This window comes from Streptomyces sp. NBC_00209 (genome assembly GCF_045206345.1).
Classification (GTDB): Bacteria; Actinomycetota; Actinomycetes; order Streptomycetales; family Streptomycetaceae; genus Streptomyces.
The window spans coordinates 6,194,355-6,207,084 of sequence record NZ_CP108121.1 but is presented as its reverse complement, the minus strand read 5'-3'; the positions used below and the strand labels follow the sequence as shown (position 1 = coordinate 6,207,084).

Sequence of the window (12,730 nt, the reverse complement as noted above, 5' to 3'; positions counted from 1 at the left end):
GGCCTTTCGTTTGAATCAGGCTGGATCACCGTAAGCCCCGAGGGCCACCCTCCGCTTCGCCTCCTCGATCGCGAGGTCGAACCCGGCGTCCGGGTCGCGCCGCAGCTCCTCCGTGGCGAGGGCGTGCTCGCGGACTCGGGGGTCGGGGTGCGCGGCGGCGGCGTCCAGCACCGGCCCGGCCGCCGCACCGAGTGCGATCAGCGCCCGGCTGAGACTCAGCCGCGTCTCGCGGCCCCCACGCCCGAGCTGCCCGGCCAGCACCGCGGCGAGCGCGGGCGCCTCGTCCTCGGGCACGAGGACGACCGCGGTCCGCCACGCGGCGCGCGCCACCTCGTCGTCGGGGTCGGTGAGCAGGGCCCGGGTGATCGCCGGCCAGGCCCGCCGGTCCCCGGTCTTGGACAGCGTGTGCAGGGCCTGACTGCGGGCCTGCGGGCGCTCCGCACGGAGCTCGGCGACGAGCCTGGGCACCGTCAGGTCCTGTGGGTGCCGGGTGAGCGCCCAGGTCAGCATCTCCCGTACGGAGAAGTCCGGCTCGGCTGCGCACCGCTCCACGAGCCGGTCGACCAGCCGCGTGTCCGGCGCCGATCCGACCGCCAGCGCGGTCCGCAGCCGCACCGACGCGTCTCCGTGTTCCAGCCCGCGCAGCGCTTGCGTGACGGCTGTGTCCTCGTTCGCCGTGGTCATCGGGACCACCTCCTCGCGGCCGAGTGAAGCGGTTGTCACCGTGACAAGGTCAAGCGCGGCGCGGTTTCGGGGCCACCGGTCCGCGATTGGCCTTGGTTCCGGGCCGGGACGGAGTCCTACGGTCGGCGCATGAGGATTCGCACCGTAGACGCGTTCACCGACCGCCCCTTCTCCGGCAACCCCGCAGGCGTCCTGCTGTTCGGCACCGAGGGCTTCCCCGAGAACGCCTTCCTCCAGCGGGTCGCCGGCGAGCTGAACCTCCCCGAGACCGCGTTCGCCCACCCGCTGCCGCCGGGCGGCGACGCCGACTGGGCGCTGCGGTGGTTCACCCCGGTCACCGAGGTGGACATGTGCGGCCACGCCACCCTCGCCACGGCCCACGTCCTGCACACCACGGGCGCCGCCACCGGCACGGTCCGCTTCGCCGCCCGGTGCGGCACGCTGACGTCGACCGCCCACCCGGACGGTTCGCTCACGCTCGACTTCCCGACCGCCCCGCTGACCCCCGAGCCCGCGCCGGACGGCCTCGCGGAAGCCCTGGGAGCGGAGCCGCTGTCCGTGCACGACACGGGTGCGCAGGTCGGGGACCTGCTGGTGGAGCTGACGGACGAGGCGGCCGTACGGGCACTGGCCCCGGACCTCGCGGCACTGGCCGCCCTCTCGCGGCGCGGCGTCATCGCCACGGCCGCCGCCGCGCCGATGCGTGCGTACGACTACGTCTCGCGCGGCTTCTTCCCGGCGGTGGGCATCGACGAGGATCCGGTGACCGGCAGCGCGCACACCGCCCTGGCCCCGTTCTGGTCGGCCCGGCTCGGCCGCGACGAGCTGACCGGACTTCAGGCGTCCGCCCGCTCGGGTCTCGTACGGACATCGCTGCGCGGCGAGCGCACTCTGCTGTCGGGCCGCGCGGTCACGGTGCTGGACGGTGAACTGCTCGTCGGCCCGTAGCGGACCCGGCCCCGGTCGGCAGGACACCCCCTGCCCCGGGGCTCACGGGGTGGGCAGCCAGCCCACCTTCCCGGCGAGCAGGGCGTAACCGACGAAGGCGCCGATGTCCAGGAGCGCGTGGGCCGCGACGAGTGGGCCCACCCGCTGCCAGCGCCGGTAGAGCAGCACGAAGACGACGCCCATCGCCATGTTGCCGATGAAGCCGCCGATGCCCTGGTAGAGGTGGTACGAGCCGCGCAGCACCGCGCTCGCCACTAGGGCCGCCATGGGCGTCCAGCCCAGCTGCCCCAGCCGGCGCAGCAGATAGCCGACGACGATCACCTCCTCCAGTACGGCGTTCTGGAGGGCCGACAGGATGAGCACGGGGAACTTCCACCACACGTCGGGCAGCGACTCGGGCACGACGGTGAGGTTGAAGCCGGCGGCCCTGGCCACCAGGTAGAAGGCCAGCCCGGCGCTGCCGATGCCCGCCGCGACGACCGCGCCCCGTGCCACGTCCTGCCCCGGCCGGGTGCGGTCGAAGCCGAGGGCCCGCAGTCCGGTCCCTTCCCGGATGAGCAGATGCGCGACGAGCGCGACGGGCACCAGCGCGGTCGTGATGCCGAAGAGCTGCCAGGCGAGATCCAGCCAAGGGCGGCCCGGGGCGGCCGAGCTGTTGAGGGTCGCCGCCTGATCCTTCAAACCCCCTGGCTTCGTCAGCGATCCGACAAAGCTGATAAGGGCGGATACACCGCTCGCCCCCAGCGAGAGCGCCAGTACCAGCACCGTCTCGGACCGGAGAATCCGTTGTGACACGGCCTCCTGGGGATAAGAATCAGCCACGCGCCCCGCCTCCACCTGTACACCTGCCCTCAGTTGTGCATTCGCGTCCCAAGCCCCTCGCCGCCCCGCTAGGGTCTCGAATGCAGGTACGAAGATCATGCGCGACTGGCCGGGGGACGAGCACCATTGCCGATGGTGTGGTCCCCCTTTTCCTTGTACATCCTCAAGGAGGGGCACCACCGACATGGGACGTCACAGCTTGCCCGATGACCGCGCGGCGGCCGGAGGCGGGGACCGTCCACCGCGCCGCCGCCGGACCGTGGCGATCGCCACCGTGCTCGTCCTCGCCGTGGCGGGGGGAGCGGCGGTCGCGGTGCAGGGCGGCCTGCTCCCGTTCTCGAAGTCGTGCGAGGAGAGCGCGGTCCATCTGTCGATGGTGGCCTCTCCGGACATCGCCCCCGCCGTACGCGTCATCGCCGACCGGGCACGTACGGACGAGGTGCGCTCCGACGGGCGCTGCGTCGACGTGAACGTGGTGGCCCGCGATTCGTACAAGGTGGCGGACGCGCTCGCGAGCGGAACCCGCCCCGACTACCAGATATGGCTGCCCGACTCGGACCTGTGGCTGACCAGGGCCAAGGGCGCCGGCGACGGCACCCCCATCACCCCCGGCGGCTCCGTCGCCACCTCACCGGTCGCCCTCGCCGCGGTCCCCGCGGCCGCCAAGCACCTCGGCTGGCCGAAGAAGACGTACACCTGGGCCGCGTTGACGGGTGCGGCCATGGAGTCCGACCGGGTACGTCTCGGCTCCGCCGACCCCGCGCGCTCGGCGACCGGCCTGCTGGCCCTGAACAGCATCGGCACCTCCGCCGGGAAGCAGGGCGGCGACAGCGACACCCGGGTCGCGGCCACCGCGAAGCTGCTCGCCCAGCGGATGTCCGACGGGGACACCCAGGTCGTGGCGACCCTGCCGCAGGACGGCTCGGGCGCGGAGGAGGGCAACCCGGCACGCAACCAGGCGGTACTCCTCTCCGAACAGGCCGCCTTCGCCCACAACGCCGAGTCGGCGGCCGACGGCAAGCTGGACCTGTTCTATCCCGAGGACGGCACCCCGCCGCTCAACTACCCGCTCACGATGGTGGACGAGCGCCGCCAGTCCACGGACGAGCGCCGGGCCGCGCTGCGGTTCATGATCCTGCTCTCCGAGGAGAGCTCCCTGAGCACCCTCCGGGAGCACGGCTTCCGGACCACGTACGGCGCGGCGGACGAGAAGCTGGTCGCGGCGGCGGGCGGCCGGTCTCCGCAGCCGTACGACGCGACGCAGCCGCCCGCCCCGACGGACGAGGCCCTGCAGGAGACGCTCGGCATGTGGACGATCACCGTGCAGAGCGCGCGGCTCACCACTGTCGTCGACGCCTCCGGTTCCATGGCCGCGACGGTGCCGGGCCGCAACCAGTCCCGGATGGACGTCACCAAGGCTTCGCTGATCCAGGCGCTCAACCAGTTCACCCCGAACGACGAGATCGGGCTCTGGGAGTTCGCGACCACGCTCGACGGCGACAAGGACTACCGGCAGCTGGTGACGACCGCCAGGCTCGGCGACCCCGCGAAGGGCGGCGGCACCCACCGGGAGAAGCTCGCCACCGCGTTCGCCGCGTTGCGCCCGGTGCCGGACGGCGCGACCGGTCTGTACGACACCGCCCTCGCCGCGTACAAGGAGGCGCAGCGCACGTATGTGAAGGGCAAGTTCAACGCGGTGGTGATCCTCACGGACGGGTCGAACCAGGACGAGCGGTCCATCTCGCGCTCCGCCCTCGTCAAGGAGCTGAAGTCCATCGCCGACCCGACGCGCCCGGTCCCGCTGCTGGCCATCGCCGTCGGGCCCGAGGCGGACCGCGAGGAGCTGGACGAGATCGCCGAGGTCACCGGGGGCGGCGGCTACCAGGTGAGCGACCCGGCCGAGATCCAGGCGGTGATCCTCCAGGCGGTGATGACGGCGGGCCAGGGCGCCCGCGCGGCCGGCGAGTAGGGGCCGGTCCGGAGCACGGACCGGCCCCGCCGCTCACGGTGCCGGGATGCCCGCCGGCCAGGTGTGCACGGGGTCGCCGCCCTGCATCAGCTCGCCGTAGCGCCGGGTCATCGCGGCGAGGGCGGCACCCCGGTCGAGGCCCGCCTCGCGCGCCCGGTGGTAGGTGTCCGCCTGCCAGGACGCGCCGTTCGTCCGCCGCTTGCAGCGCTCCTCGATGATCCCGAGGTAGTGCTCCCGGTCCGCCGGCTCGATGTTCCAGCCGTCGAGCCCGGCGGCGGCGAGCGGCAGCAGCTCGTCGCGCATCAGCTTGGTCACGGGCACCCGGGTCAGCCCGCCGGAGCGGCCGGGCCGGGGCCACAGCAGCTCGGCCTCGATGCCGTGGCGGCACGCGGTCTCGAAGTTCTCCGCGGCGGCGGAGAACGGCATCCGGGTCCACACCGGACGCGACTCCTCCGCCAGCGCCCGGACCAGGCCGTAGTACAGCGCGGTGTTGGCGATGACGTCGGCGACGGTCGGGCCCGCGGGCAGCACCCGGTTCTCCACGCGCAGGTGCGGGACGCCGTCGGCGATCCCGTACACCGGGCGGTTCCAGCGGTAGACCGTGCCGTTGTGGAGGACCAGCTCCTTCAGCTGGGGGACCCCGCCGTCGGCGAGGACGCGCAGGGGCTCCTCCTCGTCGCAGATGGGCAGGAGCGGCGGGAAGTACCGCAGGTTCTCCTCGAAGAGCTCCTCGACCGAGCCGATCCACTTCTCCCCGAACCAGGTCCTGGGCCGCACGCCCTGGTTGCGCAGTTCGGGCGGCCGGGTGTCCGTGGCCTGCTCGAACAGCGGCGGCCGCGACTCCCGCCACACCTCCCGGCCGAAGAGGAACGGCGAGTTGGCCCCCAGGGCGACCTGGACGGCGGCGACGGCCTGCGCCGCGTTCCACACGTCGGCGAAGCGTTCCGGAGTGACCTGGAGATGCAGTTGCAGCGAGGTGCAGGCCGCCTCCGGGGTGATCGATCCGGCAGTGGCGACCAGCCGCTCGACGCCTTCGATATCGAGCGAGAAACTCTCGCCGCGCGCCGCCAGCATTTGATCGTTCAGGAGGGCGTAGCGATCGACGTCGGAGAGATTGGACCGGACCATGTCGTCACGGCCGAGTGTCGGCAGGATTCCGATCATCATGATCCCGGCATCGACTTCGCCGGCCTTCCGGTCGGCATATCCGAGCCCGGTCCGCAGCTCTTCGGCCAACTGATCCAGAACACGCCCCGACAGATGATGGGGGACTATGTTCACCTCAAGATTGAACATCCCCAGTTCCGTCTGGAAATCGTGACTCGCGATGCGCTCCAGTACCTGCCCATTCAACATCTTCGGCATGGCGTCGGCGCCCGTGAGATTCAGTTCGATCTCCATGCCCATGAGGTTGCGCGGCCGGTCGAACCGCCGCTCGGCCAGGAGCCCGGACAGTGCTTCCACGCACTGGTGCAGCTTCCTCCGGTACCTCTGCCGGTCGGACAGGTCAAAGGCGCCCGCGACGACCTTCTCCCCCATCGAAGTGTCCTCCTCAAGTGGCCGGCACGCGGCCCGGGCCGCCCGCATCACGATCGATAATGCCCGCAGGACGTGATCCGTAACGCCCCGCGGACGGCGCACACACGCTAATCTGAGCGCCGGAGCCCCGGGCACATTCGCTCGGCATGACGCACCGGGCTGTTTCCCGTACGGCGAGCCCGTAAAGCGCCGATGGGTTTCGGCCGACCGCGGCGCGGGAAAAACCCGAGGCGGCGGCTGTGCCGCTCGCGCCGAATCAGCATGATCTCCGCATAATAAAGTCCGGATACCGCCTTGCCGGCAATAGCCGCGGCGGCTAGTGGAAACACCGCGTGAACACGTGTCGTATAAACTCCGCGGACGAGGCAGAGAGTTGACGCACCGGCTCAGTCACCGGCCTCCTCTGGCCCCGCCCGCCGACAACGCCGTCCGCACCCGCCCGCGCACCACCGTGTCTCCGAAGTGAGAGGCGACCCACTATGCCGCTGCATGTTCCCCCGGCCCCCGCGCCCGCGCTGCGCAGCGTCCTCGCGGCGCTCGGTTCACCGACCGCGGTCCGCGAGGCCCGCACGCCCGCCCTGCGGTCCGCACAGGGACCTCTGAGCCCCGAACACCCGCTGCCCGTCCATGTGCTGGGCGTCACCCAGGGCGGGCTCGCACCCGCCACCCGGCTCGCCGCCTGGCGCTTCCAGATCCGCAGCTCGGAGCGGGCGGTGGCGGCGGCCGACACCATGCTCACCGCGGACGGCTGGACCTTCTCGCACTTCTTCGAGGGCCCGTACATCGCCTCGACGGAGCTTGCGCTGCGCCAGGCGGAGGGGATGAGCGGCTTCTACCAGCCGAGGCTGCTGTCCATCCCCGACCTGTACATGCTGGCCCTGTGGCTGCACGGCGACCCCACGGCGGACGCGTCCTGCGGCGCACCGGGCCCGGACGACGTGCTCGTGCCGCTGTCCCCGGCACCGCCCGGCTTCGCCGCCCACCGGCCGCACCGGGCCGCCGACCTGCTGCCGGTGATCACCACCCGCATCACACCCGGCCCCGGTCCGCTGCTGGGCTCGCCCGCCCCGGCCTGAGGCCGGCGGCCGTCCTCTCCGTGTGCTGTGCCCCGTCGCCCCGTCCGGCGGCGGGGCACAGCACACGGTCACGCGTACGGCACCCCGCCCATCCGGACTAGTCCCATCCGGCCACCCCGAACCACCCGAAGTGACAGTGCAGTTGAGTTGAACCGTCCGGGCGGGTGACGCGTCATGGGAGGAGTGGAAGCGCTGCGGCGAAATCCCTGCGGATTGTCGCCCGTGGGGCAACACTGGGATGCGACCGATCGATACGGGGGCGGTCATGAACACCTCTTCACACCGCAGGTCACTCAACTCGACGCAGCGAAAGAACCCATCCATGTGCCAGCATCAGCCACCCTGCCCGACAGCCGACTCAGCCGACCGGGAGGCCGCCCGCCAGGTGGCCCACCACCCGGAGCAGGGCTGGAGCCTGCTGTGCAACGGCGTCCTGCTCTTCGAGGACACCGGTGAGCTGCTTCCGGACGGGCAGATCATCGCCCCGCACAGGCCCCTGGCCGCGAACCGGGTGGTCAAGGCCGCCTGAGCGGCCCGGACGGAAAGAGGAAGGGGCCGGCCCGGAGAAAAGTCTCCGCACCGGCCCCGACGCATGTCCGCGTCAGTTGTCGTACTCGTCCAGGGGCGGGCACGAGCAGACGAGGTTACGGTCACCGAACGCACCATCGATCCGGCGCACCGGCGGCCAGTACTTGTCGGCGGCCGAGACACCGGCCGGGAAGACCGCGACCTCGCGGCTGTACGCGTGCTCCCACTCCCCGCCGAGCGCGGCGGCGGTGTGCGGGGCGTTGGCGAGCGGGTTGTCGTCCGCGCTCCACTCCCCCGACGCGACCTTCTCGATCTCGGCGCGGATCGCGATCATCGTGTCGCAGAAGCGGTCCAGCTCCGCGAGGTCCTCGCTCTCGGTCGGCTCGATCATCAGCGTCCCGGCGACCGGGAACGACATGGTCGGCGAGTGGAAGCCGTAGTCGATGAGCCGCTTGGCGACGTCGTCGATGCTGACGCCGGTCGCCTTGGAGATCGGGCGCAGGTCCACGATGCACTCGTGCGCCACCAGACCGGCCGGGCCGTTGTACAGGATCGGGTAGTGCGGTTCCAGACGCTTGGCGATGTAGTTGGCCGCGAGTACGGCGACCTGCGTCGCGCGCTTCAGGCCCTCGCCGCCCATCAGGCGTACGTACGCCCACGAGATGGGGAGGATGCCGGCGGAGCCCCACGGGGCCGCCGAGATCGGGCCGACGCCCGTCTCCGGACCCGCCGCGGGCTGGAGCGGGTGGTTGGGCAGGTACGGCGCCAGGTGCGCGCGCACACCGACCGGGCCGACGCCGGGGCCGCCGCCGCCGTGCGGGATGCAGAAGGTCTTGTGCAGGTTGAGGTGCGAGACGTCGCCGCCGAACCGGCCGGGCTTGGCGAGGCCGACCAGCGCGTTGAGGTTGGCGCCGTCGACGTAGACCTGGCCGCCGGCGTCGTGCACCTCGGCGCAGATGTCGGCGACGTGCTCCTCGAAGACGCCGTGCGTCGACGGGTAGGTGATCATGAGCACGGCCAGCTCGTCGCGGTACTGCGCGATCTTGGCGCGCAGGTCCTCGATGTCGACCTCGCCGTCGTCGGCGGTCTTGACGACGACCACCTTCATGCCGGCCATCACGGCGCTCGCGGCGTTGGTGCCGTGCGCGGAGGACGGGATCAGACAGACGGTCCGGTTCTCGTCGCCGTTGGCGCGGTGGTACGCGCGGACGGCCAGCAGCCCCGCGAACTCGCCCTGCGATCCGGCGTTCGGCTGGAGGGACACCGCGTCGTAACCGGTGACCTCGGCCAGCCGCTCCTCCAGCTCGCGGATCAGCGTCAGGAAGCCCTGCGCCTGCTCGGCGGGCGCGAACGGGTGCAGCGCGCCGAACTCGGGCCAGGTGATCGACTCCATCTCGGCGGTCGCGTTCAGCTTCATCGTGCAGGAGCCGAGCGGGATCATGCCGCGGTCCAGCGCGTAGTCGCGGTCGGCGAGCTTGCGCAGGTAGCGCAGCATCGCCGTCTCGGACCGGTGCTGGTGGAAGACCGGGTGGGTGAGGATCGTGTCGGTGCGCAGCATCGCCTCGGGCAGCGCGTCCTCGGTGGTGGCGTCCAGCGCCTCGACGTCCCCGTCCGCGCCGAAGGCGGCCCAGACGGCGGCGACCTGGGTGCGGGTCGTCGTCTCGTCGCAGGCCAGCGAGACGGTGTCGGCGTCGACCAGGCGCAGGTTGACCCCGCGCTCCCGGGCGTCGGCGACGACCTCGCCCGCCCGGCCGGCGACGCGGACGGTGAGCGTGTCGAAGTGGGAGCCGGTCACCACGTCGACCCCGGCGGCGCGCAGGCCCGCGGCGAGAATCGCGGCGTAGCGGTGGGTGCGCCGGGCGATCGTGCGCAGGCCCTCGGGGCCGTGGTAGACGGCGTACATGCCGGCCATGACGGCGAGCAGCACCTGGGCGGTGCAGATGTTGCTGGTGGCCTTCTCACGGCGGATGTGCTGCTCGCGGGTCTGGAGGGCCAGGCGGTACGCCTTGTTGCCGTCGGCGTCCACCGAGACGCCGACCAGGCGGCCGGGCAGGCTGCGGGCGAACTTGTCGCGGACCGCCATGAAGCCGGCGTGCGGCCCGCCGAAGCCCATCGGGACGCCGAAGCGCTGCGTGGTGCCGACGGCGATGTCGGCGCCCAGCTCGCCGGGCGAGGTGAGCAGCGTGAGGGCCAGCAGGTCGGCGGCGACGGTGACGATCGCGCCCAGCTCGTGGGCCTGGTCGATCACGGGCTTGAGGTCCCGGACGGCCCCGGAGGCGCCGGGGTACTGGAGGAGCACGCCGAAGACGCCCCCCTCGGCGACCTCGGCCGAAATGCCGTTGGTGAGGTCGGCGACGACGACCTCGACGCCGGTCGGCTCGGCGCGGGTCTCGATGACGGCGACGGTCTGCGGCAGGGTGTCGGCGTCGACCAGGAAGACGCCCTTCTTGACCTTGCCGACGCGCCGGGCGAGCGCCATGGCCTCGGCGGCGGCGGTGCCCTCGTCCAGCAGCGAGGCGCCGGAGGTGGGCAGGCCCGTGAGCTCGGCGACCATCGTCTGGAAGTTCAGGAGGGCTTCGAGCCGGCCCTGCGAGATCTCGGGCTGGTACGGCGTGTACGCCGTGTACCAGGCGGGGTTCTCCATGACGTTGCGCAGGATCACCGGCGGGGTGAACGTGCCGTAGTAGCCGAGCCCGATCATCGGGGCGAGGACCTGGTTGCGGTCGGCGAGCCGGCGGAGCTCGGCCAGCACCTCGGCCTCGGTCCGGGCCCCCGGCAGGGCCAGCGCCTCGGCGCTCTTGATCACGTCGGGCACGGCGGCCGCGGTCAGCTCGTCCAGCGAGCCGTAACCGACCTGGGCGAGCATCTTCGCCTGCGCCTCGGCGTCGGGGCCGATGTGGCGCTGCTCGAACGGAATGCCCTGTTCCAGCTGCGTGAGCGGGGTGCGACGGGGGGTCATGGTGGAGGCCTCCTGGTCTGTCACGACCTGCGAAGGGCACCACGGCGCCGGGTGCCCTGACGGCCTCCCCCTCTGTCATCTCAACCTGAGAGCTTCACCGGCACCACGGCGGGCGCCGGCTTTCACCGTCGGTGAGGGAGAGGTTCCGTACGGCCCATCGGCCGCGCGCAACCCGCCCTGCTTTCCAGAGTGACCTCGTCCGTGCGGTACGGGGGCCTGAGAGATTCCGGGGAGGATTTGCTCCTTCGGCGTCCTCCGGATGGGCTCCGGACGACTCTCCCGCACGGGGTCAGCAGCCATGGCCAGCCTACCAGCGGGGTACACGACGAGAATTCTCGAGTGGCCAAGACCACGGAACTGCATTTCTGTAGTCCCTGTGGACCAGCCGCGACCAGTGTGGGAGGGACCGTGCAGACCGACATCGACCCGCGCAGCCTGATCGGCCGCAAGGCCGTCGACCGCAAGGGCACCAAGATCGGGACCGTGGACGAGGTGTACCTCGATGACGCGACCGGGGTCCCGGAATGGGCGGCCGTGCGCACCAGGCTCTTCAGCCGTGACGCCTTCGTGCCGCTGGAGCCCAGCGAGTTCGTGGACGACACCCTGCGCGTCCCCTTCGACCGTGCGCTGATCAAGGACGCGCCCGACTTCGGCGTGGGTCGCCATCTCTCCCCCGAGCAGGAGCTCCAGCTCTACCGGCACTACGGCCTGGACGCCGCCCCCGGCGCCCCGGCCCCCGACCGCGACTTCGGCCGACTGGCGGGCCAGGAGGAGTAGTAGTCCGGCGGGTCCGGGACGAGCGGCAGCGGGTCGGCGGCCCGCAGCGCGGGGTCGTCCACGCGGAACGTACGCACCCGGCCGGGCGCCGTCGCCCCCGGCTCCTCGAACCGCACGGTCACCCGCCCGACCCCGCTCCCCTGCACCCACCCGTGTCCGTGGACCTCGTGGTGCACATCGTGCCCGGCCGGCCAGCGCCGAGCCGCGAGCTGCTCGGCGGACTCCTCCGGCCCGGGCCCGCCGCCCGCCGCCCCCTCGCGGGCATCGGCGTCCTCCCGCGGCCGCGCCGCGTCGTCGTCCGTGAGAGCCTCGGCCGCCGCCCGCTCACCGGCGGCCTGGGCGAACAGGTCCTCCTGGGTGTAGTCGGCGAGCCCCGTGACCCCGACGCCCAGCAGCCGCACCCCGCCCGTGGTGTGCACGGTTTCCAGGAGCCGGGCGGCGGCCTCCCGGACGACCGCGGGGTCGTCCGTGGGGCCGCGCAGCGTCTCGGAGCGGGTCAGCGTGGAGAAGTCGTACCGGCGCACCTTGAGCACCACCGTGCGCCCCGAGCGCCCCGCCCCCCTCAGCCGCTGGACACACCGGTCGGCCAGCCGCTCCACCTCGGTGCGCACCCGGACGCGGTCGTGCAGGTCCACCTCGAAGGTGTCCTCGACGGAGACGGACTTCGCGTCGCGCTCCGCGACCACGGGCCGGTCGTCGTAGCCGGAGGCCATCCGGTGCAGCGCGGCGCCGTGGGCCTTGCCCAGGAGCCGTACCAGCTCCGCCTCGCCCGCCTCGGCGAGGTCGTTGACGGTCGTCATGCCGGCGCGGCGCAGATGGTCCGCCGTGGCGGGGCCGACGCCGGGCAGGGTGCGCACCGGCATGGGCGCGAGGTGCGCCCGCTCGGTGCCGGGCTCGATCAGGCGCATCCCGTCGGGCTTGGCCTCCTCGGAGGCGATCTTGGCGAGCATCTTGGACCCGGCGAGCCCGACCGATCCGCTCAGTCCGGTGACCGCCTGGATGACCTCGCGCAGTTCCCGGCCGATCTCCAGGGCGGAGGCGGTGTCGTCGGCGGTGCCGCCCGCTTCGAGGTCCACGAACGCCTCGTCCAGGCTGAGCGGTTCCACCAGCGGCGAGAGCCGGCCGAGCAGTTCCATGACCTGGTCGCTCACCGTGCGGTACAGCGTGAAGCGCGGGACCAGATAGGCGGCGTTCGGCGCGAGCCGTCTGGCCTGCGCCATCGGCATCGCCGAGTGCACCCCGAAGCGCCGTGCCTCGTAGGAGGCCGTCGCGACGACCCCGCGCGTCCCGAGCCCGCCCACCACGACCGGTTTGCCGCGCAGGCTGGGCTTCGCCGCCTGCTCCGCGGAGGCGTAGAAGGCATCCATGTCCAGATGCAGGATGGTGGGCGCGGCTCTCACACCAGCCGATGCTGCCCTACCGCACTGA

Annotated in this window: 10 protein-coding genes and 1 riboswitch; of the genes, 5 read left to right on the top strand and 5 right to left on the bottom strand. The window is 72.3% G+C overall.

Annotated features, from left to right (window positions below):
- Positions 1-15: 15 nt before the first annotated feature.
- The gene (locus OG867_RS28195) at positions 16-684 is read right to left on the bottom strand and encodes a HEAT repeat domain-containing protein (protein ID WP_406289533.1); all 669 of its coding nucleotides are present in this window, start codon (positions 682-684) and stop codon (positions 16-18) included.
- 129 nt (positions 685-813) lie between these two features.
- Between OG867_RS28195 and OG867_RS28190 the strand changes: the two genes are divergently transcribed.
- Positions 814-1,632 (top strand): PhzF family phenazine biosynthesis protein, encoded by an 819-nt coding sequence (locus OG867_RS28190; protein ID WP_406289531.1) that lies wholly within the window; start codon positions 814-816, stop codon positions 1,630-1,632.
- Positions 1,633-1,674: 42 nt separating this feature from the next.
- Here the strand turns inward: OG867_RS28190 and OG867_RS28185 are convergent, their stop codons facing one another.
- Positions 1,675-2,454, bottom strand: coding sequence for a CPBP family intramembrane glutamic endopeptidase (locus OG867_RS28185; protein WP_406289528.1), 780 nt, complete (start codon positions 2,452-2,454; stop codon positions 1,675-1,677).
- A gap of 184 nt (positions 2,455-2,638) precedes the next feature.
- On the opposite strand from OG867_RS28185, the gene OG867_RS28180 reads away from it, so the two are divergent.
- Positions 2,639-4,423 (top strand): VWA domain-containing protein, encoded by a 1,785-nt coding sequence (locus OG867_RS28180; RefSeq protein WP_406289525.1) that lies wholly within the window; start codon positions 2,639-2,641, stop codon positions 4,421-4,423.
- A 33-nt stretch (positions 4,424-4,456) separates the two neighbouring features.
- On the opposite strand, the gene OG867_RS28175 is transcribed toward OG867_RS28180, so the two are convergent.
- Positions 4,457-5,962, bottom strand: coding sequence for a glutamate-cysteine ligase family protein (locus OG867_RS28175; protein WP_328899150.1), 1,506 nt, complete (start codon positions 5,960-5,962; stop codon positions 4,457-4,459).
- Between the two features lie 479 nt (positions 5,963-6,441).
- Here OG867_RS28175 and OG867_RS28170 point away from each other — a divergent pair, with 479 nt between their 5' ends.
- Together OG867_RS28170 and OG867_RS28165 are read left to right on the top strand one after the other, a co-directional pair.
- Positions 6,442-7,038: a hypothetical protein gene (locus tag OG867_RS28170; protein WP_328899151.1), complete on the top strand. Its 597-nt coding sequence runs from the start codon at positions 6,442-6,444 to the stop codon at positions 7,036-7,038.
- Positions 7,039-7,360: 322 nt separating this feature from the next.
- Positions 7,361-7,567, top strand: a complete 207-nt coding sequence (locus OG867_RS28165) for a DUF5999 family protein (protein ID WP_328899152.1) — start codon at positions 7,361-7,363, stop codon at positions 7,565-7,567.
- Positions 7,568-7,639: 72 nt separating this feature from the next.
- Here OG867_RS28165 and gcvP read toward each other — a convergent pair whose 3' ends face one another.
- Complete coding sequence (gene gcvP, locus OG867_RS28160; protein ID WP_406289522.1) at positions 7,640-10,525, bottom strand: aminomethyl-transferring glycine dehydrogenase; 2,886 nt, start codon at positions 10,523-10,525, stop codon at positions 7,640-7,642.
- A 194-nt stretch (positions 10,526-10,719) separates the two neighbouring features.
- Positions 10,720-10,817: riboswitch (glycine riboswitch) on the bottom strand.
- A 116-nt stretch (positions 10,818-10,933) separates the two neighbouring features.
- Here gcvP and OG867_RS28155 point away from each other — a divergent pair.
- Positions 10,934-11,302, top strand: a complete 369-nt coding sequence (locus OG867_RS28155) for a PRC-barrel domain-containing protein (protein ID WP_406289520.1) — start codon at positions 10,934-10,936, stop codon at positions 11,300-11,302.
- Here the strand turns inward: OG867_RS28155 and OG867_RS28150 are convergent.
- Positions 11,227-12,702: a DNA polymerase IV gene (locus tag OG867_RS28150; RefSeq protein ID WP_406289517.1), complete on the bottom strand. Its 1,476-nt coding sequence runs from the start codon at positions 12,700-12,702 to the stop codon at positions 11,227-11,229. The two genes, OG867_RS28155 and OG867_RS28150, sit on opposite strands and share 76 nt — an antisense overlap.
- Positions 12,703-12,730 lie beyond the last annotated feature (28 nt).